Annotated in this window: 24 protein-coding genes; 9 read left to right on the top strand and 15 right to left on the bottom strand. The window is 64.6% G+C overall.

Annotated elements, in window-relative coordinates:
• Window positions 1-48 precede the first annotated feature (48 nt).
• Window positions 49-1,725, top strand: a complete 1,677-nt coding sequence (locus MSIL_RS15175) for a SulP family inorganic anion transporter (RefSeq protein ID WP_012591960.1) — start codon at window positions 49-51, stop codon at window positions 1,723-1,725.
• Window positions 1,726-1,754: 29 nt separating this feature from the next.
• Here MSIL_RS15175 and MSIL_RS15170 read toward each other — a convergent pair whose 3' ends face one another.
• The 5 genes from MSIL_RS15170 to fabI all read right to left on the bottom strand — a co-directional run bounded on the left by MSIL_RS15170 (window position 1,755) and on the right by fabI (window position 8,259).
• Window positions 1,755-2,279 carry a DUF4142 domain-containing protein gene (locus tag MSIL_RS15170; RefSeq protein WP_012591959.1) on the bottom strand — a complete coding sequence of 175 codons (525 nt, stop codon included), beginning with the start codon at window positions 2,277-2,279 and terminating at the stop codon, window positions 1,755-1,757.
• Between the two features lie 148 nt (window positions 2,280-2,427).
• Window positions 2,428-3,642 (bottom strand): acetate/propionate family kinase, encoded by a 1,215-nt coding sequence (locus tag MSIL_RS15165; protein ID WP_012591958.1) that lies wholly within the window; start codon window positions 3,640-3,642, stop codon window positions 2,428-2,430.
• Window positions 3,639-5,051, bottom strand: a complete 1,413-nt coding sequence (locus tag MSIL_RS15160) for a bifunctional enoyl-CoA hydratase/phosphate acetyltransferase (protein ID WP_012591957.1) — start codon at window positions 5,049-5,051, stop codon at window positions 3,639-3,641. Before MSIL_RS15160 ends, MSIL_RS15165 begins: the two co-directional genes overlap by 4 nt.
• On the bottom strand, window positions 5,048-7,426 hold the full coding sequence (locus tag MSIL_RS15155; RefSeq protein WP_012591956.1) for a DUF3141 domain-containing protein: 2,379 nt from the start codon (window positions 7,424-7,426) through the stop codon (window positions 5,048-5,050). The genes MSIL_RS15160 and MSIL_RS15155 overlap by 4 nt, the downstream gene beginning before the upstream one ends.
• A gap of 59 nt (window positions 7,427-7,485) precedes the next feature.
• Window positions 7,486-8,259: an enoyl-ACP reductase FabI gene (fabI, locus tag MSIL_RS15150; protein ID WP_012591955.1), complete on the bottom strand. Its 774-nt coding sequence runs from the start codon at window positions 8,257-8,259 to the stop codon at window positions 7,486-7,488.
• 429 nt (window positions 8,260-8,688) lie between these two features.
• On the opposite strand from fabI, the gene MSIL_RS15145 reads away from it, so the two are divergent.
• From MSIL_RS15145 to MSIL_RS15130, 4 genes are all read left to right on the top strand, one after another.
• Window positions 8,689-8,979, top strand: a complete 291-nt coding sequence (locus MSIL_RS15145; RefSeq protein ID WP_012591954.1) for a hypothetical protein — start codon at window positions 8,689-8,691, stop codon at window positions 8,977-8,979.
• A 188-nt stretch (window positions 8,980-9,167) separates the two neighbouring features.
• Window positions 9,168-9,803 carry a TetR/AcrR family transcriptional regulator gene (locus MSIL_RS15140; protein ID WP_012591953.1) on the top strand — a complete coding sequence of 212 codons (636 nt, stop codon included), beginning with the start codon at window positions 9,168-9,170 and terminating at the stop codon, window positions 9,801-9,803.
• A gap of 130 nt (window positions 9,804-9,933) precedes the next feature.
• Window positions 9,934-10,779: an aminotransferase class IV gene (locus tag MSIL_RS15135; protein ID WP_244406145.1), complete on the top strand. Its 846-nt coding sequence runs from the start codon at window positions 9,934-9,936 to the stop codon at window positions 10,777-10,779.
• Window positions 10,776-11,582: a ComF family protein gene (locus tag MSIL_RS15130; RefSeq protein WP_012591951.1), complete on the top strand. Its 807-nt coding sequence runs from the start codon at window positions 10,776-10,778 to the stop codon at window positions 11,580-11,582. The genes MSIL_RS15135 and MSIL_RS15130 overlap by 4 nt, the downstream gene beginning before the upstream one ends.
• A 6-nt stretch (window positions 11,583-11,588) precedes the next feature.
• On the opposite strand, the gene MSIL_RS15125 is transcribed toward MSIL_RS15130, so the two are convergent.
• Both MSIL_RS15125 and MSIL_RS15120 read right to left on the bottom strand, forming a co-directional pair.
• Window positions 11,589-12,251 carry a 3-oxoacid CoA-transferase subunit B gene (locus tag MSIL_RS15125; protein ID WP_012591950.1) on the bottom strand — a complete coding sequence of 221 codons (663 nt, stop codon included), beginning with the start codon at window positions 12,249-12,251 and terminating at the stop codon, window positions 11,589-11,591.
• Window positions 12,252-12,279: 28 nt separating this feature from the next.
• Window positions 12,280-12,987, bottom strand: coding sequence for a CoA transferase subunit A (locus MSIL_RS15120; protein WP_012591949.1), 708 nt, complete (start codon window positions 12,985-12,987; stop codon window positions 12,280-12,282).
• A gap of 166 nt (window positions 12,988-13,153) precedes the next feature.
• On the opposite strand from MSIL_RS15120, the gene MSIL_RS15115 reads away from it, so the two are divergent.
• Entirely contained in the window at window positions 13,154-14,053 is a 900-nt protein-coding gene (locus MSIL_RS15115) for a class I SAM-dependent methyltransferase (RefSeq protein WP_012591948.1), read from the top strand.
• 5 nt (window positions 14,054-14,058) lie between these two features.
• Here the strand turns inward: MSIL_RS15115 and MSIL_RS15110 are convergent, their stop codons facing one another.
• Window positions 14,059-14,811 carry an SIMPL domain-containing protein gene (locus MSIL_RS15110; RefSeq protein WP_012591947.1) on the bottom strand — a complete coding sequence of 251 codons (753 nt, stop codon included), beginning with the start codon at window positions 14,809-14,811 and terminating at the stop codon, window positions 14,059-14,061.
• A gap of 121 nt (window positions 14,812-14,932) precedes the next feature.
• Between MSIL_RS15110 and rlmN the strand changes: the two genes are divergently transcribed.
• Entirely contained in the window at window positions 14,933-16,132 is a 1,200-nt protein-coding gene (gene rlmN / locus MSIL_RS15105; protein ID WP_012591946.1) for a dual-specificity RNA methyltransferase RlmN, read from the top strand.
• Here the strand turns inward: rlmN and MSIL_RS15100 are convergent.
• Window positions 16,098-16,613, bottom strand: a complete 516-nt coding sequence (locus MSIL_RS15100) for a disulfide bond formation protein B (protein WP_012591945.1) — start codon at window positions 16,611-16,613, stop codon at window positions 16,098-16,100. The genes rlmN and MSIL_RS15100 overlap by 35 nt on opposite strands.
• A gap of 7 nt (window positions 16,614-16,620) precedes the next feature.
• A complete protein-coding gene (locus tag MSIL_RS15095; protein ID WP_012591944.1) occupies window positions 16,621-17,202 on the bottom strand; it encodes a YqaA family protein in 582 nt (193 codons plus the stop codon).
• 274 nt (window positions 17,203-17,476) lie between these two features.
• Here MSIL_RS15095 and MSIL_RS15090 point away from each other — a divergent pair, with 274 nt between their 5' ends.
• Window positions 17,477-18,118 (top strand): hypothetical protein, encoded by a 642-nt coding sequence (locus MSIL_RS15090; protein WP_012591943.1) that lies wholly within the window; start codon window positions 17,477-17,479, stop codon window positions 18,116-18,118.
• Here MSIL_RS15090 and MSIL_RS15085 read toward each other — a convergent pair.
• Complete coding sequence (locus MSIL_RS15085; protein WP_012591942.1) at window positions 18,097-18,498, bottom strand: DUF2237 family protein; 402 nt, start codon at window positions 18,496-18,498, stop codon at window positions 18,097-18,099. The genes MSIL_RS15090 and MSIL_RS15085 overlap by 22 nt on opposite strands.
• A 119-nt stretch (window positions 18,499-18,617) precedes the next feature.
• A complete protein-coding gene (locus MSIL_RS15080) occupies window positions 18,618-19,820 on the bottom strand; it encodes a pyridoxal phosphate-dependent aminotransferase (RefSeq protein ID WP_012591941.1) in 1,203 nt (400 codons plus the stop codon).
• 332 nt (window positions 19,821-20,152) lie between these two features.
• On the opposite strand from MSIL_RS15080, the gene MSIL_RS15075 reads away from it, so the two are divergent.
• Window positions 20,153-20,413 (top strand): hypothetical protein, encoded by a 261-nt coding sequence (locus MSIL_RS15075; protein WP_012591940.1) that lies wholly within the window; start codon window positions 20,153-20,155, stop codon window positions 20,411-20,413.
• A gap of 155 nt (window positions 20,414-20,568) precedes the next feature.
• Here the strand turns inward: MSIL_RS15075 and dapB are convergent, their stop codons facing one another.
• Genes dapB through MSIL_RS15060 form a run of 3 tightly spaced genes read right to left on the bottom strand, consistent with a single transcriptional unit; the run spans window position 20,569 to window position 22,985 of the window.
• A complete protein-coding gene (gene dapB, locus MSIL_RS15070; protein WP_012591939.1) occupies window positions 20,569-21,387 on the bottom strand; it encodes a 4-hydroxy-tetrahydrodipicolinate reductase in 819 nt (272 codons plus the stop codon).
• A gap of 12 nt (window positions 21,388-21,399) precedes the next feature.
• Entirely contained in the window at window positions 21,400-22,134 is a 735-nt protein-coding gene (gene pyrF / locus MSIL_RS15065) for an orotidine-5'-phosphate decarboxylase (protein WP_012591938.1), read from the bottom strand.
• On the bottom strand, window positions 22,131-22,985 hold the full coding sequence (locus tag MSIL_RS15060; RefSeq protein WP_012591937.1) for a class I SAM-dependent methyltransferase: 855 nt from the start codon (window positions 22,983-22,985) through the stop codon (window positions 22,131-22,133). Before MSIL_RS15060 ends, pyrF begins: the two co-directional genes overlap by 4 nt.
• Between the last annotated feature and the right edge of the window lie 104 nt (window positions 22,986-23,089).

Below are 23,089 nucleotides of genomic sequence, written 5' to 3'. Positions count from 1 at the left end.
CCGGCGGAATAAAGGACACGACGCCATGCATGCCAATGGTTCTGGCGAATGGAGCTGAAGCTTTTTGCAGGCCTGCGGCCGTTCAAGGCGGCCGATGCGGCGCGCGACATGTTGGCCGGCGTCTCGCTCGCGACGATCAATATTCCGCAGGTGCTCGGCTATACGCGCATCGCGCAAACGCCGGTCGTCACCGGCCTTTACACCGTGCTGTTGCCGCTTGTCGCCTTCGCCATTTTTGGCTCGTCGCGGCAGCTCGTCGTGTCGGCGGATTCGGCCACCGCCGCGATCTTCTCGAATTCGCTCAGCCCCCTCGCCGCGCCGATGAGCGAAAAATATATGGCGCTGGTCGCCCTGACCGCCCTGCTCGCCGCGGGTCTTCTGCTGGCGGCGCGGCTGTTCCGGCTGGGGTTTCTCGCCGATTTCCTCTCGCGAACCGTGCTTGTCGGATTTCTGACGGGCGTTGGCGCGCAGGTGGCGATCGCCATGCTCCCCGACATGTTCGGGATTGCGGCGCCGTCCGGCGGCGCGCTCCGGCAACTCTGGCGCCTTGCGCCACGCCTGGCGGAAATCAACGGTTCGAGCCTCGCGCTTGCCGGCGCGACCGCCGCCGCGATCCTGATCGGCCGCCGCCTCCTGCCCCGCTTTCCCGTCGCAATGATCGCGGTCCTTGCGGCGATCGGCGCCAGTTGGCGATTCGACTTCGCCGGCCACGGCGTCTCCTCGATCGGCCCTGTGCCCGGCGGACTGCCGGCGCTCGCTCTGCCTCCGGTCAGTGTCGACGACATGTTGGCTGTCGCGCCGATCGCCGTGTCCTGCGTCTTCGTGATTATCGCGCAAAGCGCCGCCACCGCGCGCGCCTTCGCGGAGCGGCATCATCAGCGTATCGACGCGAATGCGGATATTTTGGGCCTCGCCGCGGCGAACGCCGCCGCCGGCCTCAGCGGCGCTTTTGTCGTCAACGGCAGTCCGACGCAAACCGCCATGGCGGAGAGAGCCGGCGCGCACAGCCAATTCGCGCAGCTGACCTTTGCGGCGATCGTCCTTCTGGTGCTGTTGTTTGCGACGGGCCCGCTGCAATATCTGCCACGTAGCGTGCTTGCGGGCGTCGTCTTCGCCATTGCGGTCGGAATGATCGATCTCCAAACCCTCCGCGCCATCCGCCGCGAAAGTCCGGGCGAATTCTGGCTCGCCGTCGTGACGGCGGCGACTGTTGTCGCGATCGGCGTCGAGGCCGGCATTCTGATCGCGATCACGCTATCTTTGTTCCGGCACGTGGGTCACAGCTACAGGCCGCACACGATGGTGCTGACTCCCGACGCCAATGGCTGGTGGACGCCGATCGACGCTCTGCCGGGCGAGCAGACGGAGCCGGGACTGATAGTCTACCGCTTCGGCTCCGATTTGTTTTACGCCAATGACCACATTTTCGTGGACGAGGTGAAAGCTCTGATCGACGCCGCGCCCGACAAGGTGCGCTGGCTGATTGTCGACGCTGGCGCCATCACCGATATCGATTATTCGGCGGCGACGACGCTGCGCGATTTTCTGGGCGATCTGACCGCATCCGGCGTCACCGTGATGTTCGGTCGCGTCCGCTCCTATCTACAGGCCGATTTCGATCGGCATGGCGTCACCGCTGCGTTGGGACAGGGGCGGCTTTTCCGCACGTTGCACGAGGCGCTGACGGCCGCGCGCGGCGTTCCGCCGCCGCCTTCGAACCTATAGCTCGGCCGCCGCCCCGTCACGGGCGCGCGTCAAAGCTTCTCCGCCATATCGAGATGAGCGCGCAATTCCGGCAGCGTGGTCGCCGCCCATTGCTTCACCGAATCATTGTCGCCGCTCTTGGCGTAGCGTTCAAAAAGGTCGACGGCGGTCCGATGCGCCTTGATCTGTTCGTCCTTGTAGCTTTTCGTAAAATCGCCGCCCGAAAGCTTTTTGAGGTCGTCGAGCGTGCCCTCGTGTGATTTGTCGAGTCCCGCGGGCAAATCCACTTTCAGGCCGCGCTCGCTGACCAGAGTCTTAAGCTGGTCCGAGGTCTTTTCGTGAGCAGAGATCATATGATCGGCGAAGGCGGTCGCGGCGACGTCGCCCTTTTCTTTGGCGAGCCTGCTGGATTTGATTTCAAACATGTCGCTGATCGCGACCTGACGAACAAAATCAGACGTGCTTGGGCTCACGCCCAAGACCGAGTTGATTCCTGTCTTTTCCGCCAAAGACTCTGCATTGGCGAAGCTCGTGAAGGCGATCAGCGCAGCCCCGACCATGATGACGCGTTTCATGATTGCTCCCTTTTCCGCAAAGGATTGTCATGGCGCCACAACCCGGCCGCGTCGCACGGGTTCCAACTCAAGATGTAGGGTTGTTGTCTTAGGAAGACGCGAGCCGCAGCGGCTCAGTTCGAGCGGAGGCGCGGCTTTCCCGCCATTTTCAGGCGGCGGCCATCTGATCGAGCAGCGCCAAGGTGTGCCTTGCGATCATGCCTTCCTCGTCGGTCGGGATGACGAAAACCCGCGTGCGCGAACGCTCGGAGGAGATGACTTCCGCGTTGGCGCTGTTGGCGCTGCGGTCGAGTTCGACGCCGATCCACTCCATGCCTTCAAGCACGCGCTCGCGCACATGGCGGGAATTTTCGCCGATGCCGCCGCAGAATACGATGGCGTCGATCCCCTTGAGCACGGCGGCCAGACCGCCGAGCTCACGGCGGATGCGGAATACGAAATATTCGATCGCCTGCTGCGCTTCCAATGTGTCTGCGGCTTCAAGTTCGCGCATGTCATGCGAAAGGCCGGAGAGCCCTTTAAGGCCTGACTCGCGATAGAGGAGATCTGTGATCTCCGCCGCGCTCATCTTCTTTTCCTGCATCAGATAGAGCACGACGCCGGGGTCGAGCTGACCGCAACGCGTGCCCATCGGCAGGCCGTCGAGCGCGGTAAAACCCATCGAGCTCGCGACCGACAGCCCATCGCGGATCGCGCACATCGAGGCGCCATTGCCAAGATGGGCGACAACGACGCGTCCGGCAGCGTGAAGCGGCGCGATCTCGCGCAGGCGCCGGACGATATATTCATAGGAAAGCCCGTGAAAGCCGTAGCGCCGCACGCCCTCATCGTAAAAACGGCGCGGCAGCGCGAAGACGTCATTGACGAATGGATGGGTGCGATGGAAGGCCGTGTCGAAACAGGCGACCTGTTCAACATGAGGCCAGGCCTCGCGCGCGCCCAGAATGCCGGCAATATTATAGGGCTCATGCAATGGCGCGAGCGGGATCAGCGTGTGGAGATATTTGAGCACCTCGTCGGTGACGATCACGGGCGCCGAATAATGGACGCCGCCATGGACGACGCGGTGCCCCGCCGCGACGACCTCGGCGTCCGGGAAGGCGCTCTGGCGCCAAGCGAGAATGCGCCGCAGCGCCTCGGCATGGAACGGCGCGTCGACGTGCTCCGTTCGTTTGACTTCGTAGATTTTGGCGCCGGCGCCGTCATGGACGGTGATGCGGCGCTCCTCGCCGACCATCTCGGCGAGGCCGATCGCCATCGGCGTCAGCTCCTTCGCCGAGCCCTCTTGCGTCAACCCTTCCCGGAACAGCGCGAATTTGATCGAGGACGATCCGGCGTTGAGGGTTATGACGCAGCGGCTCATCTTCCGCTCTCCTCGGTGGTCGCGACCGCGCTCTTGCCGGTCGCCAGCCAATGCGCATAGAGCACGGCCACAGCGCAGGAGAATAGCCGCGAGGCTTCATCATCCGCCCGGCTGGTGAGCAGCACGGGAACCTTCGCGCCAATGACAAGACCCGCTCCCTCGGCCTGCGCGGCGTAGGTCAGCTCCTTGGCGAGGATGTTGCCGGATTCAAGATTCGGCGCGACGAGAATGTCGGCGCGCCCGGCGACCAGCGAGGTCAGCCCCTTGGTCCGCGCGGCGGAGATGCTGATTGCATTGTCCATGGCGAGCGGGCCGTCCACCACGCCGCCGGTGATCTGTCCGCGCTCGCTCATTTTCGAGAGCGCCGCCGCATCCAGCGTCGATTGGATCTTGGGGTTGACCAGCTCGACCGCCGACAGAATCCCGACCTTGGGCTTCGCCAAGCCGAGCGCAAGGCCAAGGTCGATCGCATTTTGCACGATGTCGACTTTTTCTTCGAGTGTCGGGGCGATGTTGATCGCCGCATCGGTGACGAGGATCAGCTGCGACAGGGAGGGCGCGTCCATGACGAACACATGGCTGATGCGCCGGCCGGTGCGAAGGCCGCCCTGCGACTTCACGACATGGCGCAGCAATTCATCGCTGTGCAGATGCCCCTTCATCACCGCCTGCGCCTTGCCAAGATGGACGAGTTCGACCGCTCGCGCCGCAGCCGCGTCGTGGCTCGGCAGATTTTCGATTTCAACCCCGGTCAGATCGGCGCCGCGGCTGGCCGCAATAGCACGAATCTTCGCCTCGTCGCCGATCAGGATCGGGACGATCAAATGCTCCCTGCCCCCGGCGAGCGCGCCCATCAGCGCATTCTCTTCCTCGGGCGCGACGACCGCTGTCGGCATCGCCGGCAGATTGGCGCAGGCGGCCAGCAAACGCTGCACATGGCGATGGCGCTCGACCCGCAGTTCCGGGAGCTCGACGAGCTCGAATGTCTCCTTGGTCTCAGGCGCGCGGACCTCCGCCGTCCCGTCGACCAAGAGTTCTCCGTCGCGCTCGACCCTGGTTTGCAGCACGACAGTCGCGGGCGGCCGCAGCGCCTCGACCCGCACCGATATCGTCAGCTTATCGCCGACGCGGGCCCTGGCGTGGAAGCGCAGGTTCTGCGCCTCATAGATCGTGCCGGGGCCGGGCAATAGATTGCCGAGGACCGCGGAAAACAGCGAGGCGACCCACATGGAAGGCGCCGCCGGCGGCGCGGCGGGCGCGTTCTCGCCAGGCGCCGCCGGCAAATTGAGCGGGTTGAGATTGCCGCTCACATGCGCGAACACATAGAGGTCGTTCGGAGTGACGATACGGGTGATCGACGCCTCCTCGCCGACCGCCAGTTCCGAATATAGCCGGTTCGAATGCGTCATTGCAGCGTCTCAAGCACTTCGTGCTCGCGGAACTGACGCGCCGAATCGCTGCGGACGAGGGCGCCGTCGTCCGGCGCGCCCAGCCGTTGGCGCAGCCGCGCGAACATGGCGATGGTCGGTTCGCTCATTTCCCTGACGTCGCCAACGATATCCTTGACGAGTTCGAGCGCGCGCCGGCGGTCCGCGTCAATGGGCAAAAGATCGGGCAAGGTCGCCAGCGCCGCCTCCGGTTCGAAGTCGATAATCAGCGTTTGCTCATGGATGATCCGCGTGCGCTCGCTCTCGCCAAGGCTTTTGAACGGCTCTGCATTCTGCAGCGTGGCCCTGGATCGTTCAAGGCGGGTCTGGCGCACTTCCCCGCGCGAGCGCGCGAGCAGGACCAGCATGCGGATCACCGCCTCGGCGAAGCCGCCGCGCGACAGATTCGCCAGCGCTTCATTCACGAGCGGCAGTTCGCGCAACCCATCGGCCGGATCGCTCGCGGGCGGCGAGCGATCGCGGTCCGTCAGGCGAGACAGCAGCGGATTGGAATAGATCGCGAAGAAGGCGAGTTCGTCGAACGCGCCGCGCAGATCGCTCCAGAAATTCATCGACTGCTCGATCATCGCCGCGGTCAGCTTTTCCGTGGCGAAGAAGGGATTGCCCGCCGCGACGGGCTTCCGCGCTTCCCGCGCCGCGGCGGCGAGCGGCGCGACAAGCGGCATCACAGGATTGCGGTCCGACAGAATCACGCGGCGGGCGCGCAGCGGATGCGCCCGCGCCATTGCCTGCGCGGAGGCCGGGGTCGCCAATGCCTGGATTGTCGGCCGCAGCAGCATTTCGTAAAGATCAACGCCAAATTCGGAAAGACGCGCGACGGCCTCGAAAGCCTCGTCCTCGGCGCCGTCGTCGAACGCATTGAGATCGGCGAGGGTGCGCTCCTCGAAACCGACGAGATAGCTCGGCTCGGTAGCGTCCGAGACGAGCTTTTCGATCTGCATTTCATAGAGGCCCGGCGCCAGCGCCTCGATCGCGTCGAGCGTCGAGACGATGCGGTCGTGCTCCTTCAGCGCCACCTTGGCGGACACGAAGATGCCAAGATGGCCGATATCCTCATGCACGATGTAGAGGATCTTCTGGCCGCGCGCGCGTATCTCGCGTTCGTCGCCATAGACTTTGGCGATCCAGGCGAGCGCCTGCGGCGGCGGCGTGATATCGTCGCCCTTGCTGGCGAAAATGATGATGGGCGATTTGATCTTCCGCAAATCCACCGCGCCACGACCGCCGAGCATGGCGTCGCCGCGCTCCAATTTGTCGCCGATGAAGAGATTTTCGACGATCCAGCGGATCTCCGCTTCGTTCAAATCATAAAATGACGACCACCATTTTTCGAACGCCTTGAAGCGCGGCCCCTCGCTGTCGACATTGGCGAAGACGTTGTAATATTTGCTCCACCATGTGTTGCCGGGATTCATGGATTCGAAGTTGAAGACGAGATTGGCGCCGTCGAAACGGCCATTGCCAAGATCCGACAAAAGCAGAACCGGCATCGCGCCGCCCTTGAGCCCGCCCTTGTAGCGGAGCGGATTCTTGCCGCGTTCGCCGGCCCAATAGCTGAGCGGCGCGCCATTCAGCACGATCGGGCCGGTGACATAGGGGTTCGAGGCGGCGACGAGCGCAGCGGCCCAGCCGCCCTGGCAATTGCCAAGGATCGCCGGCTTGTCGGCGCCGGGATGACGCCGCGACACTTCCCGCACGAAGAGGCCTTCCGCCGCGCAGACATCGGCAAGAGTCTGGCCTGGCTCGGGATCGGGAAAGAAAATCACGAAATAGACGGCGTGGCCATGCGCGAGGGCGACGCCAACTTCGCTGTCGAGCTTGAAACCACCGATGCCGGGGCCGTGCCCGGCGCGCGGGTCAATGATCATGAAGGGCCGGCGCATCGGATCGACCGGCGTTCCCTCCGGCGGAATGATGCGGACCAGCGCATAATTCACCGGCCGGCTCATCTTGCGGCCGTCGAGCGCCATCTCATAATCATAGACGAGCACAGGAGTGCGCTCGCCCGCCATTTGCTCGTTGAACGCATTGCCGACGTCGCGCATGATGTCGAGAAACAACACGGAGCGCTGCGCAAAGTCGACCGCATAATCCGTAAACTCGCGCAACAGCTCAGCGCCGTCGCGGCGCGGCGACCAGATCTCGCGGAGTTTGGCCGCGTTTTCCTTGCGCGCCTCCCCTTGCGCCGCCCCGATGCGCGCAAGGTGGCCGGAGCGCAGCTTCTGCAGCGATTGCGACAGCGCCGTGACATCGCTCAGACGGCGGTTCAGACTTTCGCTTTTCTGGGCGAGGCCGAAACGCTCCAGCGTCCCAGCGGATTGCGCTATAGGCTTCATCGGATTGTCCTTAATCGTTGCAGCGGAATATGTGGGCGCGGCGGCGGGCCGACGTCAGCTCAGGCGACGATATTGAGGCCCGCATCCACATAGATTGTGTCGCCGGTCATGCCCGACGAAGCGCCGCTTACAAGAAAGGCGACAACGCGTCCGACCTCGGCGATATTGACGATCCTTCGGCTCGGGGCGCGTTCGATGGCGTCGTCGATCAGGTCCTTGAATTCGGCGATGCCGCTCGAGGCGCGCGTCAGCAGAGGCCCCGGCGAAACCGCATGGACGCGGATGCGCTGCGGCCCGAGTTCGGCCGCCAGATAGCGCACGCTCGCCTCCAGCGCCGCCTTGACCGGCCCCATCATGTTGTAATTCTGAACGACCTTGTCGGCGCCATGATAGGTCATGGTCAGAAGCGCGCCGCCGTCGGTCATCAGCGGCTCGGCAAGCCGGGCCATCGCGATAAAGGAATGGCACGACACCGCCATCGCCTGCTGGAAGCCGGCAAGCGAGCAGTCGACGACGCGGCCGTGCAGATCATCGCGCGGGGCGAAGGCGATCGAATGAACGAGGAAGTCGAGCCGGCCCCATTTGGCCCGGACCGCGTCGAACACGGCCTCCATCTGCCCGGGCGTCTCGACGTCGAGCGGAAGGATCAGCTCAGCGCCCAGCGCCTCCGCCAGCGGCCGGACGAAAGGCTCCGCCTTTTCATTGAGATAGGTGACGGCGAGATCGGCCCCTAGCTCGCGCAACGTGGCGGCCGAGCCAAAAGCGATGCTGTCCGCATTGGCGACGCCAACGATCAGCCCCTTGCGCCCGCGCAACATGTCGCCGATGCGCATCGAGGGGTCCCAGATTGGCGCAGGGAAATCACGGCTTGCGGGCTGCTCCGACACAAACGCCTCTGGGAACATATGTGCAACGCCAGAAGCGCCGCTTCAGTTGTTCATAAATAAATCTTATCGCAGAATTATGACGCAGCGCAACATAAACCGCCTGATCGGTCGGATCGCGGCGCAGGGGAACTCCTAAAAAACCGAAGCCAGGCACGTCGAAAAAGGAATCGGGGCGAGCGGTTCTTGACCGCGAATTCATAGGCCAGACCGCCGAGGAAGCCTTCCTCTCGCCCTCGATCCGGCCGCCGGGCGAAGTTGATTGACCCGCCGGCCGGCATCGGACCGGGCCTGATTTCACACCGCTGCAAGGCGGGGTGGCGCCGGATCGGCTTCTGGTTATGATAGCGGGAATCCTTGGGTTTCCGGGTGCAGACAATGCTGACAATAGGCTATCAACTTGCCGCAGCGCGGGCGCTGATCGGCATGGATCGGACGACCTTGGCCAAATTGGCGAAAGTCGGCGAAGAGACGATCACGACCATGGAATCCGCCAAGGACAGCGCGATAGCGGGTCATCTTGAGGCTCTCGCCGCGGTTCAGCGCGCGCTTGAGGCGGCGGGCGTCGCGTTTCTCGGCGACGGCTATCCGGGCGTCCGCCTGAAGAACGGATCACAAAACGGCGGCTCGATCGACGTCGAAGACCTGACCAGCGAAAACGACGAATAGAGCCGCCGCGCCCCATTCCTCCGCGCCGCACATATGACGAACGTCCCGCGCCTGTGGTTTGGCGCAACGGACGCTTTTGCGCCGCGGAACAACTTTGCGCTTTGCCCGCACAGACATTACTCATATCATTTTATGTAGTGAATTTCGATTCGAATATTATGCTGCAACCGATTTGCTGTGAGGCTTGAATGTCAAGATATGAGAAGGGCCATAAGGCTGATACGCATCGCCGCGTCGTCGAGATCGCCGCTCAACGGTTTCGGGCGGAAGGAGTTGACGGCGTCGGCGTCGCCTCGCTCATGGCCGACGCAGGGCTGACCCATGGCGGGTTCTACGCCCATTTCGCCTCGAAGGAAGCCTTGGTCAAGGAAGCGCTGATTCTCGCGCTCAGCTCCTCCTCCGCCTATGCGAAGGGCGTGACCGCCGACCCCGCGTCGCCTCTCGATTTGCGCGCCTATGTCGATTTTTATCTATCTCCAGCGCATCGCGATAAGCCCGCGACCAGCTGCGCCATGGCGGCCCTCGCGCCCGAGGTGACGCGCCGTCCAAAAGCCACCCGCGCCGCATTCGGCAAGGAGCTGCAACGCCTCATCGCCCGGATTTCGACAGGCCTGCCGGAAAAATTATCTCCCGAGCATCGTCTCGGTTTGGCCTATGGGATCTTCGCCCAATTGATGGGAAGCCTGCAGCTCGCCCGTGTGATCGCCGATAAGGCGCTCTCCGATCAGGTGCTTGCGCTCGGCCGCAACAACGCGCTCGCTTTCGCCGGCCTCGCACAACAGCCCGCAGGAGAAAAGGCGGCGGCAGTTTCAAAAAAGCGCTGAACCGGCAGTCGCGAGCGCCTCGACGCCAACACAACAGGAGTATAATTTTCCCTGTCAATGATCTGGATCATATTTTGATGCAATACTTTGAGACTTGCGTTCGCGCGCGGCGCCCGTCGAACGAAGGCGCATGATGTACTGGCTTGACGGCGCCCTCTACCCGGACGCCCGCGCGCCGTTCGATCTTGGCGACCGGGGGCTGACGCTCGGCGACGGCGTGTTCGATACCGCGCTCGTGTTGAACGGCCGCGCGTTCCTCGCAGAGGCGCATCTTGCGCGTCTCATGAACGCGTTGCGCGAACTTGGGATCGACGCCGACGAAGGCTCCATCCGCCAATGTATCGGCGCGCTCGCGGCCGGCGGGGAGCGGCATGTGCTGCGCGTCACCGTCACGCGCGGCGCGGGGCTGCGCGGCCTTGTTCCCACCGGCGTTCAGAAGCCGGCGATCTTTGGCGCCCTTTCGCCCTTCACGCCGGCCTTCTTCGGGCCGCCGCTTGCGATCGACGTCGCGGAAATCCGGCGCAATGAAACCTCGCCGACCTCGCGCCTGAAAACGCTTTCCTATCTCGACGCCATCCTCGCCATGCGGAGGGCAGCCGCGCGCGGCTGCAATGAGGCGCTGTTTCTCAACGGCGCGGGACGCGTCGCCTGCGCCTCGATCGGCAATCTGTTTGCGCTCTATGGCGACGAACTCGCGACCCCGCCGCTTGCAGACGGCGCGCTGCCCGGAATCATCCGGGGGTTTCTGCTGGAGCAGGGGCCGGCGCTCGGCCTCCACTGCCGGGAACGCGCGCTGACCCTTGAGGAATTCTGCGCCGCCGATGCCGCCTTCATGACCAACAGTCTCCGGCTGATCGCCCCCGTCGAGCGGATCGGCGCCGTTGCAATCGGCGCGAAAGGCGCCAAGATCGTCGAAGCGCTGCAAGATCTCCTGCGGCGCGCCATCGCCGCCGAATGCGGGGTTGAAATCCGATGATTCGCGCGCGCCGCGCCAGCGATCCCTTCACTGTCGCGGGCGCCATGCTGCGCTCGGCCTTCGGCTCGATCGCGCCGCCGTTGCGCCTCGCCGGGCGCGCCGCCGCCGACCTCGTCTTTCCGCCCTCCTGCCTCAGCTGCCGGCAGGCGACCGCCGCGCATGGCTCGCTCTGCGCCGCCTGCTGGTCGAAAGTGCGCTTCATCGAACGGCCGTTCTGCGAACGTCTCGGCGTCCCCTTTGCCGTCGATCTCGGCGACGAAGGCCTGCTCTCGCCCGACGCAGTGGCGAACCCGCCCGTCTATGAACGCGCCCGCGCCGTCGCGCAGTTCGAGGACGGGCCCGTCCGCCACCTCATCCACCGGTTGAAATATGGCGACCGGATGGAGCTCGCAAAGCCGCTCGGGGCCTGGATGGCGCGCGCCGGCGCCGATATCCTCAACGACGCCGACTGCCTGATGCCGATCCCGCTCCACCGCGGGCGGCTGTTTTCACGCCGCTTCAATCAGGCGCAGGCGATGGCGCAGGCGGTCTCGGCCGCGAGCGGCGTCCCGGTCGATCCGCTTTGTCTCGAGCGAGTAAAGCCGACGCAATCGCAGGTGCGCCTCACGAAGTCGCAGCGCGCCCTCAACATGCAGGGCGCCTTTCGCGTCAAGGAAGAGACGATCGCGCAGGTTGAAGGCCGCGCCATCGTGCTGGTCGACGACGTCATGACCTCGGGCGCGACGGTGAACGCGGCCGCCCGCGCGCTGCTACGCGCCAAGGCGGAGCGCGTCGACGTTCTGGTGTTTGCGCGCGTTATCTAGGAAAGCCTACGCCGCCTTGACCTCCAGGTCGGGCGCGACCGTGAATTTCGCTTCCGTCTTGGCCTTGATTTCGTCGACCGTGACGCCATCGGCGAGCCGCACCAGAACCATGCCGGTCCCACCCGCCTTGTCGATGTCGAACACGGCGAGATCGCTAATCACGCGGTCGACGACCGCCGAGCCCGTCAGCGGCAGCGTGCAATGATGCAGCAGCTTCGATTGCCCCTTGGCGGTATGCTCCATGACGACGACGACGCGCTTGACGCCGGCGACAAGATCCATCGCGCCGCCCATCCCCTTGACCATTTTGCCGGGGATCATCCAATTGGCGAGATCGCCCTTTTCGGTGACCTCCATCGCGCCAAGGATGGCGAGATCGATGTGGCCGCCGCGGATCATGCCAAAACTGTCGGCGGAGGAGAAAAAGCTGGTTGTCGGCAGTTCGGTGATGGTCTGCTTGCCGGCGTTGATAAGATCGGGGTCTTCCTCGCCCTCAAAGGGGAAGGGTCCCATGCCGAGCATGCCGTTTTCGCTCTGCAACTGCACATTCATGCCGGCCGGAATATAATTGGCGACGAGCGTCGGAATGCCGATGCCGAGATTGACATAAAAACCGTCGCGCAATTCCTTGGCGGCCTCGGCCGCCATCTGATCCCTCGTCCAGGCCATCGATTTCTATCTCCTTGAATGGGGTCGCTCAGGCCGCTGCGCGAGGACGCGTCGTCCGCTTCTCGATCAGCTTGGCGATGTTTGGCGTATGCACGATGCGCTGGACGAAAATGCCGGGGGTATGGATCTGGTCGGGGTCGATCTCGCCAGCGGGCACGAGATGCTCGACCTCGGCGATCGTCATTTTGCCGGCGCTCGCCATCATCGGATTGAAATTTCGCGCGGTCTTCCGAAACACAAGATTTCCCTCCGTGTCGCCCTTCCAGGCATGCACGAGGGAAACGTCGGCGACGATGCCGCGCTCCATGACATAGGTCGCGCCGTCGAAGTCGCGGATTTCCTTGCCGTCGGCGATCACCGTGCCGACGCCCGTCTTGGTGAAGAAGGCCGGAATGCCCGCCCCGCCCGCCCTGATGCGTTCGGCCAGCGTGCCCTGCGGATTGAATTCAAGTTCCAGCTCGCCCGATAAAAACAGCTGTTCGAACAGCTTGTTTTCGCCGACATAGGACGACACCATCTTTCTGATCTGCCGCGTCTCAAGCAGCAGGCCGAGCCCTGCGCCGTCGACGCCGGCGTTGTTCGAGACGACGGTCAAATTCTTGACGCCAGTATCGCGCAGGGCATGAATGAGTTCGGTCGGAATGCCGCAGAGACCAAAGCCGCCGCACATCATGATCATGCCGTCCTTGACGGCATCCGCCAGAGCCGACTTTGCGTCTGGAAAAACCTTATTCATGCGCGGCGCCCGCCTCCGATTGATTTCGGCGGCGGGTCATTTCGACGCAGCCGCGCGCCCAATATAGCCAAGGCGAAAAAATGATCCAGCAGGTTTTCGCAATGCAGAAGAGCGTTTTGCGCCCGCCGCCAGAGGGACCAAGGGCGGCGCCTTACGGCGTCGCGCCATGCTCGGGATGGCGGCCCCATTGAGCGCGAACGCCATCTTCGACCGCGCTTTGCTGCGCCGCAGGTTTTTGCGCGCGGCGCGCTCCGGCTTCGAGGATTTTTTGCTCCAGGCCGTGATCGACGGCGTCTGCGAACGCCTCACGCTGGTAATGCGGCCATTCCCCACCGCCGCCGACATCGGCACGCCTTCGCCGGAACTGGCGCGGCGCCTCGCGGGCGAAGGACGCGTCGTGACGCGCATGGCGCCCATCGCGGCGGCGCTTGGCGGCTGCGGGCTGCGGCTCGTCGGCGATGAGGAGGCGCTGCCCTTTCAGGAGGCGAGCTTCGATCTCGCCGTCTCCGCGCTCAATCTGCAAAGCGTCAATGATCTGCCGGGCGCGCTGATCCAGATCCGCCGCGCGCTCAAAGCCGACGGACTTTTCCTCGGCTGCCTCCTTGGCGGGCGCACCCTGCATGAATTGCGCAGCGCGCTTGCTGTGGCCGAAACCGAGGTCAGCGGCGGGACCAGCCCGCGCGTCGCGCCTTTCGCTGATGTTCGCGATATGGGCGGCCTGCTGCAACGGGCCGGCTTCGCCCTGCCCGTCGCCGACAGCGAAACGACGATCGTGCGCTATCGCGATCTATTCGCCCTGATGGCCGATCTGCGCGCCATGGGCGCAACCAATGCGCTGGTTGCGCGGCGACGCCTGCTCGCCCGCCGAGCTCTGTTCCACCGGGCGGCAGAAATTTACGCCGAACGCTTCAGCGATGCCGACGGGCGCATCCGCGCGACATTCGACCTCGTCTTCATCTCCGGCTGGGCGCCGCATGAAAGCCAGCAGAAGCCGCTGCGGCCGGGGTCGGCGCAAATGCGTCTCGCCGACGCGCTTGGCGGGGCCAAGCCGCCCGAGACGCAGTAGCAGACCTACTGCGCCAGCTCCCAGGCGACCTGCACCTCGACGCGCAGCGTCTGCACGCCGGGCTCGATCGGGATCGCAACGCTGGCCGCGTCGCTCTTGGCCGCCCGCGCCGCCATCGCCATTGGCATCGGGCGCTCGCCGCCATCGGGCCGGGAGATTTCGAGCACGCGCCCGAGCCTTATTCCGAGGCCGCTCGTAAATGACGTCGCCTTGCGCAGCGCGTCGCGCACGGCCTCGCCGCGCAGTGCGTCGTATTTCGCCTCCTTCTGATCGACGTCGAATTCGACGCCGCCAAACTGATTGGCGCCCTTCTCGATCCATTGCCGCGCCAGCGCGCCGGCCTTTTCGATCTGCCGGACCCGGACGGAGAGATCATTGCGGGCCTGATAGCCGCGCAAGGTCCGCTTGGTCACGCGGCCATTGGCGTCGGTCGTCTCATCATAGACGGGCATGAGCGTCACCCCGAGGGTGCGAATGTCGCGCGGGTCGATCCCCGCGGCCTTGATGTCGGCGATCACCGCCTGCGCCGCTTTGGCGTTTTCATTGGCGGCCTCAGTTGCGGTTGGCCGCTCGGTTTCGACGCCAAGCGAGAGGATGGCGATGTTGGGCGCGACTTCGAGGGTCGCCTCGCCCGTCATGGCGATCGAAGGCACCGTGTCCTTCAGGGTGAGAAATTCCTGCGCAGAAGCGGCGCTTGCCCCGGAGGCCAGGACCGCGGCGAGCGCGAGGCGGGTGGGCAGCGAACGAAAAATTGGCATGTTGTGTCCCGGATTCAGGTCGAGCGCCGATCATGCGCCTTTCATGCGCCTTGCTTTGTGAACGGGTGATCAACGCGTCGGGATTGTGGAGAAATCCCGCCTTCCATGGTAAGAGGCGCGGATGACCTCGTCCACTTTGCTTGAAACGCCGGCCGCCGCGGCCGATCACGATTGCGCCAGCGCGCCGCGCTCGCTCGCCGGACTGACCCGAGACGGGCTCGCCGCCGCACTTCTGGAGATCGGCGCCCCCGAGCGGGAGCTGCGCATGCGCACGGCGCAGCTCTGGCACTGGATCTATCATCGCGGCGCCGGCTCCTTCGACGACATGCTGAACGTCAGCAAGGTTTTACGCACGCAACTCGCAGAAAAGTTCACGCTGGCGCGGCCGCAGATCGTGACCGAGCAAGTTTCAACAGACGGCACGCGCAAATGGCTGATCCGCTTTGCGCCATCTGCCGAGAGCGATCGCCTCGCCGAAGTCGAATGCGTCTATATCCCGGATGTGGACCGCGGCACGCTCTGCGTCTCGAGCCAGGTCGGCTGCACGCTGACCTGCTCCTTCTGCCACACAGGCACACAGAAATTTGTGCGCAATTTAACAGCGCAAGAGATTATCGCTCAATTGATTATAGCCCGCGACAGGATTGGCGATTTCCCGGGGCTGGCGCCGCGGGACGGCAAGGGCTCGAACAGCGGCTCGCGCCTTGTCACCAATATCGTTTTCATGGGCATGGGCGAACCGCTCTACAATCTCGACAATGTCGTCGACGCGGTATCCGTCCTGTCCGACGGCGACGGGCTGTCCCTGTCGCGGCGGCGAATCACGGTTTCGACCGCCGGGGTCGTCCCAAAGCTTCCGGAGCTTGGTGAAAAGACCGGGGCCATGCTGGCGATCTCGCTGCACGCCGTGCGCGACGAATTGCGCAACACGCTTGTGCCGCTCAACAAGAAATATCCGATCGCCGCGCTTCTGCAAGCCTGCCGCGATTATCCCGGCGCCTCCAATGCGCGGCGGATCACCTTCGAATATGTCATGCTGAAGGGGATCAATGATTCTCCGTCCGACGCGCGCGAGCTGGTGCGCCTATTGAAAGGCATCCCGGCCAAGATCAATTTGATCCCGTTCAATCCATGGCCCGGAACGGCCTATGAATGTTCGGACGACGCCGTGATCGAGAAATTTTCGGATATCGTCTTCAACGCCGGCTATGCGAGCCCCGTACGCACGCCGCGCGGGCGCGACATTCTCGCCGCCTGCGGCCAGCTGAAAAGCGAGACCGAAAAACTCAGGGCCCGCGCGCTTCTGGTCGCCGGAGACTGAGCGCGAGGCCCATTGCCGCCAGCGCCGTAAGCCCCACGGAGATCACTGCGTTCCAGACCGCGAGCGAGAAGCCGAGGACGCGCAACGATACCTCATCGCAGCGCACCACCTTGACGGTTTGCAGCTGCTTTAGAAAATCATTCACCGAGCTGGCGTGATCGAGCGGGCCTGTGCAATCACTCGGCCCCGGCCAAAAGCGCCACTCGACGCCGGCGTGATAGACGCCAAGCGCGGCCCCCACCGCGAAGATGAGGGCGATCGCGGCAAAGCAGGCGGCCAGCAGCCCCGGCCGGCTGCGCCCGGCAAGCCACGCGGCGAGAGCCGCAAGCGGCATTGCGACATAATAAGGGATGCGCTCCTTGAGACAGAGCTCGCAAGGCGCATAGCCCAGCGTCTGGAACATCCACGCTCCGCCAATCGACCCCGCGGCTACAAGGAAAATGACGGCGGCGAGCCGCAAGGGCGTCAGAAACTCTGACATAGCGCTCTCAAAGGGAATGGCCGGCGATCCAGAAGCCGAGCACGATAATGACGGCGAGGATCAGGATGAACCAGCCGAAGTAGCGGTCGAGCAGCTTCTTGATCGGCTCGCCATAATATTTGAGGACCAGCGCGAGGGCGAAAAAGCGGGCGCCGCGCGTGATCATGCACAGCAGGACGAACAGGGGCAAATTATAGGCGAGGAGGCCGCTGACGATCGTCACAAGCTTGAACGGGATCGGCGTAAATCCTTTGATCAGAATGACCGCCCAACCCCATTTGGCGTAAAGCGCTCGCATTTCATCAACGCGCGCGCCATAGCCGTAAAGATCGATCAGCCATTTGCCGACCGTCTCATAAAGCAGCGCGCCAATGGCGTAGCCAAGCAGGGCGCCGAGCACGGAGCCGACCGTGCAGATCAACGCATAGGTCCAGGCCCGTTTCGGCTGGGCGATCGACATCGGCACCAGGATCGCGTCGGGCGGTACGGGAAAGAACGAACTCTCGGCGAAGGCGATGAGGCCGAGCGCGAGGGGCGCATGCCGGCTCTCGGCGAGCTGCAGGGTCCATCGATACAGTTTTTGAAACATCGTTCCCCTGGCCGAAAGCGCCGGGCGCGAAAGGTCGCGGCTACGGCTGTCGGAAGATGCGGCCGCCCGTGACGCGGTCGAAGCGAGGCTGCCGCTTGTCGGCGTCATGCTCCAGGGGCCAGCTGAGGTTTAGCCTCTTTTGCGCGGCGATGTCCACAAACCGCGCCGCGGCGGATGGTCCCCTTTTGGGATTTGCCGCGGCGATCGGCTATGCTGGCCGCGCGGCCGATGCGTGCCGCCGCTTGCCCGCCGGAAGGCTCTCGAAGAGGATTTGATGCCGCGCCGCGACAGTTTTGGACGATCGGGGACGGCGGCTGCCGAAGAGGATGCGCGCGCGCCGGCGCAATTGCGCCTTCTGCCGGCCGAGGCCCGCGCGCGGCTGCAAGGCTTCAACGCCGCGCTCCTCGCCTCCCATAGCGCCACTGCGACGCTTGAGCAGTGGCGCCGCGGCGCCGCAGCGGGCGGCCCGATCCGCGCGCGGCGGATCGCGGGCCCGGACAAGGCCCCGACCCGCGAGCAGCGCGAGCGGCTCGAAGTCGGCCGCGACGAGATCGTGCTTTACCGTCGCGTCGAACTTGGCTGCGGCGGCGCCGTTCTCTCGGAAGCCGAGAACTGGTATGTGCCGAGCCGCCTCAGTCCCAGCATCCGAGCGTTGCTGGAGGCGAGCGATACGCCGTTCGGCCGCGCGATCATCCCGCTCCATCCGGTGCGAAAGACCTTCGCCGTCGAAATGTTCTGGCCCCCTGCGGAGGATGCGCAGCCCGCGATATCGGCAATTCCCTGGCGGGTGCTGCAGCATCGCGCGCTCGTCCATGGCCCCGACGGGCGGCCCTTTTCCGAGGTGAATGAATTTTACACGCGCGAGATTCTGGCCTTGGGCGAGGATGAGCTGCCTCAGGACAAATCGACCGCGTAGCGCTTCAGATCCGCCAGCGCGCAGGATTCGAGCGCGCCTTCATGCGTCGCCTGCAGCACCACACGCGGGGCGGCGTCGGCCTCCAGCGCCTCGGCCCAGCGCGGCGCGCAGAGGCACCAGCGATCGCCGGGCGTAAGCCCCGGAAAGCCATATTGGGGCAGCGGCGTCGAGAGATCATTGCCGCGCGACTTCGAGAAGCGCAGAAATTCCGCGTCGACGACGATGCAGACCGTGTGGCTGCCGACATCCTCGGCGGCGGTGTCGCAGCAGCCGTTGCGGAAGAAGCCGGTCAGGGGATCATCGGAGCAGCCGGCAAGCGGCTGTCCCAGAACATTGCGTGACGGGCGCCGTCCGCCGCCGCCCGTATCGTCCCTCAACATGACATTCTCCGCGATGGAGAGAGGCAAGCCGCCGCCGCCGATGAAATCAGAGTTTCGCGCCGCCAGCAATGCGCAGCCCCTGCCCATTCCCCTGCGCCGAAACGGCCTGAGGCATCCACTTAGACGAGGCTGGCGCAGAACCGCTGGATCTTGATGCAGGCGTCCTCGAGCATCGGCGTCGAGGTCGCATAGGAAATGCGGAAATTCGGCCCGAGCCCGAAGGCCGAGCCCTGCACCACCGCGACCCCTTCGGCGTCGAGCAGCGCCGAGACGAAATCCTCATCGGATTCGATCAGCCTGCCGTCCGGGGCGCGCTTGCCGAGCGCCCCGGCGCAGGACGGATAGACGTAAAAGGCGCCTTCAGGCATCGGGCAACGCAAATATTTCGCCTGATTGAGCATCGAGACGACAAGATCGCGGCGTCCCTCAAACACCTTGCGCCGTTCGGGGATGAAATCCTGCGGCCCGTTCAGCGCCTCGACCGAGGCCCATTGCGCGATCGAGCAGGCGCCCGAGGTTTGCTGGCCCTGGAGCATCTCCATCGCCTTGATGAGCTCAGCAGGACCGGCGGCGAAGCCGATGCGCCAGCCCGTCATGGCATAGGATTTCGAGACGCCGTTCATGGTCAGCGTGCGCGAAATCAGCCGCGGCTCGACCTGCGCCGGCGTCGTGAAGGCGAAATCGCCATAGACGAGATGCTCATAAATGTCGTCGGTCAGGACCCAGACGTGCTCGTGCCGCAACAGCACCTCGGTCAGGGCCTTGAGTTCGTCCTGGGTATAGGCGGCGCCGGAAGGGTTCGACGGCGAGTTCAACAGCAGCCATTTGGTGCGCGGCGTGATCGCCCGCTCGAGCGCGTCGGGCTGCAGCTTGAAGCCGTGCTCGATCGTCGTTTCGACCGCGACGGGGCGACCGCCGGCGATCAGCACCATATCGGGATAGCTGACCCAATAGGGGGCGGGGATGATCACCTCGTCGCCCGGATTAACCGTGGCGAGGAAGGCGTTGAACAGGATGTGCTTGCCGCCGGTGCCGACGATCGTCTGCGCGGGCTTGTAGTCGAGCCCGTTCTCGCGCTTGAATTTGGCCGCAATCGCCTCGCGCAGCGGCGCGATGCCGGCGACCGGCGTATATTTCGTCTCGCCCCGGCGGATCGCGGCGATCGCGGCCTCCTTGATGTTGTCCGGCGTATCGAAATCCGGCTCGCCGACCGAAAGCGAAATGATGTCCCGTCCGGCGAGCTTCAGATCGCGCGCCTTCTGGGTCACCGCGATGGTGGCCGAAGGTTTTACGCGAAGCAGGGCGTCGGCGATGAAGGGCATGAGTCAATGCTCCGGCTGGTTCAAAGGATCGAGAGTCTTAGCGCGCTTGTCCGGCAGAGGGAATGACCGGAGGGTCCGGAAACGGAGCCGGACAAATTCGTCCCGCCGATTCAGGCGCCCGCGCAGGAGTTTAGGATAAGCTATTAACCTTGAAACCTTTTTCGACAGCGCACGTTAGCGCGCCAAATGCTTTCTTTACCGGGGACGGGGCAAAAAGCCCCTTCAGCTAGCGGTGCGCTAGCGCACAGGCAGGCTGTCTCTAACGCTGCATTGCTACAATCAGCAAGCGCCTGATCGTTTTTGCCGCGGCGGCGCGGCGAGGGAGTTGCGGCATGTCGATCGCCGATCATTTCGACCCGAGGCCCGACGCCGGCTTCGTCCGCAGCTACGATCTGCAGGCGGCGCGGCGGCAGCTTCAGGTCTCCCTGTTTCTGGTCGTAGTATTGGGCTGCGCGGCCATTGCGCTGGCTGTGATGTCTCGTCTTGAAACAGGCGCCAATCCGCAACATCCCGCAGCATTGCGCGGCGGAACCTCGCTTGTCGCTCAATCGTTACTGGACAAAAGAAACGAAAGTCATCAGATTGTCATCTGAACTTCCCAGAGGCCCCCGGGAAGCTCGCATGATGGCCGCGCTTCAGCTCCGCTGTGGCGCGGCCTATCTTTTAGTAGACTTGGCTGCGGCGCCCCTCATCTTGCTATATATTTAAAAATATAGGTCGGCGGGAACGGACGCTGCGGTCGTGGGCGTCAGATTTTATCCCCAAGGCCCAGCACGTCGGCCATCGAATAGAGGCCGGATTTGCGGCCCCGCCCCCACAGCGCCGCCTTGACGGCGCCCCGCGCAAAAATGCTGCGGTCCTCCGCCACATGCGCGAGTTCGAGCCGCTCCCCCGCCCCCGCGAAATACACTTTGTGCTCGCCGACGACGCCGCCGCCGCGCAGCGAGGCGAAGCCGATCGCGCCCTCCGGTCGCGCGCCGGTGTGTCCATCGCGCGCGCGCAAGGAGTGGGAGGGGAGATCGATGTTCCGGCCCTTCGCCGCCGCCTCGCCGAGAAGGAGCGCCGTCCCGGACGGCGCATCGACTTTGGCGCGGTGATGCATTTCGGCGATTTCAATGTCGAATTCGGGTCCGAGCGTTCGCGCCGCTTTCTCGACCAGCGCCGCGAGGAGATTGACGCCGAGACTCATATTGCCGGATTGCACGATGACAGCATGCCGCGCCGCGGCGTCGAGCCTTGCCAGATGCTCCGGTGAAAGTCCCGTCGTGCCGATCACGTGAACGACGCGCGCCTGGGCGGCGAGGGTCGCAAGGACCATGGTCGAGGCCGGCGAGGTGAAATCGAGCACGCCGTCGCAATCGGCGACGGCGCGCAAGGGATCTGTGCTGATTTTGACGCCGATTTCGCCGCAGCCTGCCAGAACCCCGGCGTCCTGACCGATCGCAGGCGAATCGGCCCGCGCGAGCGCGCCCGAAACCATGGCGCCGGGCGTTTGCTGGACGATTTGAACGAGGACCCGGCCCATCCGGCCGGCCGCCCCGGCGACCACGAGGCGCATGTCGCCCATTCCAAGTCTCCTTTAGATCACGATGGCGCGGCCTTGCGCCGCCGCGATATCGGCAAGGATCGCCTCCGCCGCCGCGCGCGGATCGGCCGCGCCGGTGATCGGGCGCCCGACCACAAGATAATCGGCGCCGGCGCCGATGGCTTCGCGCGGCGTCATCGTCCGTTTCTGGTCGCCGGCTGGCGCGCCCTCCGGCCGGATGCCGGGCGTCACCAAAAGGAAGTCCGGCCCGACTTCGCGCCGCGTCGCTTCCAGCTCGCGCGCCGAGAGGATCAAGCCATCGACGCCGGCCAGCCGCGCCTGCCGCGCGCGGAGCGCCACAAGCTCGCTGACGCCAAAAGCGTATCCGGCCTCAGTGAGATCGTCGTCGTCGTAAGAGGTCATCACAGTGACGCCGAGAATGCGCAATCCCGAGCTCGAGGCGCCGCGGACGGCCGCCGCCATGGTCTGCGGATAGGCGTGGACGGTCAGAAAAGCCGCGCCGAGCCGCGCCACATTGGCGCAAGCTTTTTCGACCGTGGTGGGAATGTCGTGCAGCTTGAGGTCGAGAAAAAGCTTCTTACCCGCGTCGATCAGGTCGCGCGCAAGCGGAAGACCTCCTCCATAGGCGAGCTCCATGCCGATCTTGTAGAATGAGACGCTTTCACCCAGCGTCGCGATCATCCGCCGCGCCTCTTCGGGCGTCGCAAAATCAAGCGCGACAATAAGAGCTTCGCCGCGGTCCTGCTCGGCAAGCTTCCCGGGCTTCATGGCCGCAGGGATTTGCCGCCCCTGCCTGTATGGGATGACGGCGCGCACGGACGCCCCGTCTTGCGGGCGGCCTCCGTGAGCCGCGCCTTGGGCGACAGGCGCGCGCGCGCGCCGTCGAATTCACGCTTGAGGTCGATCTGGATCCGCTCGGCGCCGCTCCTCAACCGCTCGAAAAACTCCTGCGCCGGATTGGGACGCCCCCGGCTTTCAAGCGACCGACCCTGCCGGTAAACCCAGACGCGCGCGGGCGGCAGGTTGAGCCAGACAGGCGGCGACGGTTCGGCGCGAAACGCCGGCCCCTGCGCGGAATCGCGCGGGATCGGCGAGACCACCCCATAAGTGAACTGAATGAATGCGCCATCCTCCGCCATGCAGTCGAAGGCGTCGCCAAGCAAACCGAACCGCTGCTTCTCGGATTTGACGAGCAGCGGCAGGCTCGAGACGACAGCGGTCACGGCCTCATCGAAACGCCCCGCGAGCAGTTCGCGAAAACGGTAGGCGTCGCCCTCGATGACATGCACGCCGGGAAAGCGGCGGCGCAGATGGCGGCAGAAATTCGGGTCGAATTCAATCAGGTAAAGCCGGTCCGGGGCGACGCCCCGCGCGAGCAGCGCTTCGGTGATCGCGCCCGTGCCCGGCCCGAGTTCGATGACAGGCCCGGTCTGATGCGGATCGACGTAGCGCGCCATCATGCGCGCGAGAAAGCGCCCCGAAGGCGACACCGCGCCAGCGCGCAGCGGATTCTCGAACCAGGATTTGATGAACCGGGCCTCGTCGGCGAGGCCCGTCTCAATCGGCTTGCGTTTTTTGGGAGAGGGATGCTTTGGCCCACGCGAGAGATCGCCTAGCACATGAATTCTCCCCGAATTCGAAATTAAGCGCGCCGAGAAGCCGCACGCGAGGTTCGGCGCGAAAATAGCGACAATCGGCGGTCCGTCAAGGAAGCTGCGTGCGG

Source organism: Methylocella silvestris BL2 (assembly GCF_000021745.1).
GTDB classification, from domain to species: domain Bacteria; phylum Pseudomonadota; class Alphaproteobacteria; order Rhizobiales; family Beijerinckiaceae; genus Methylocapsa; species Methylocapsa silvestris.
This window is presented reverse-complemented; position numbering and strand designations above follow the sequence as displayed.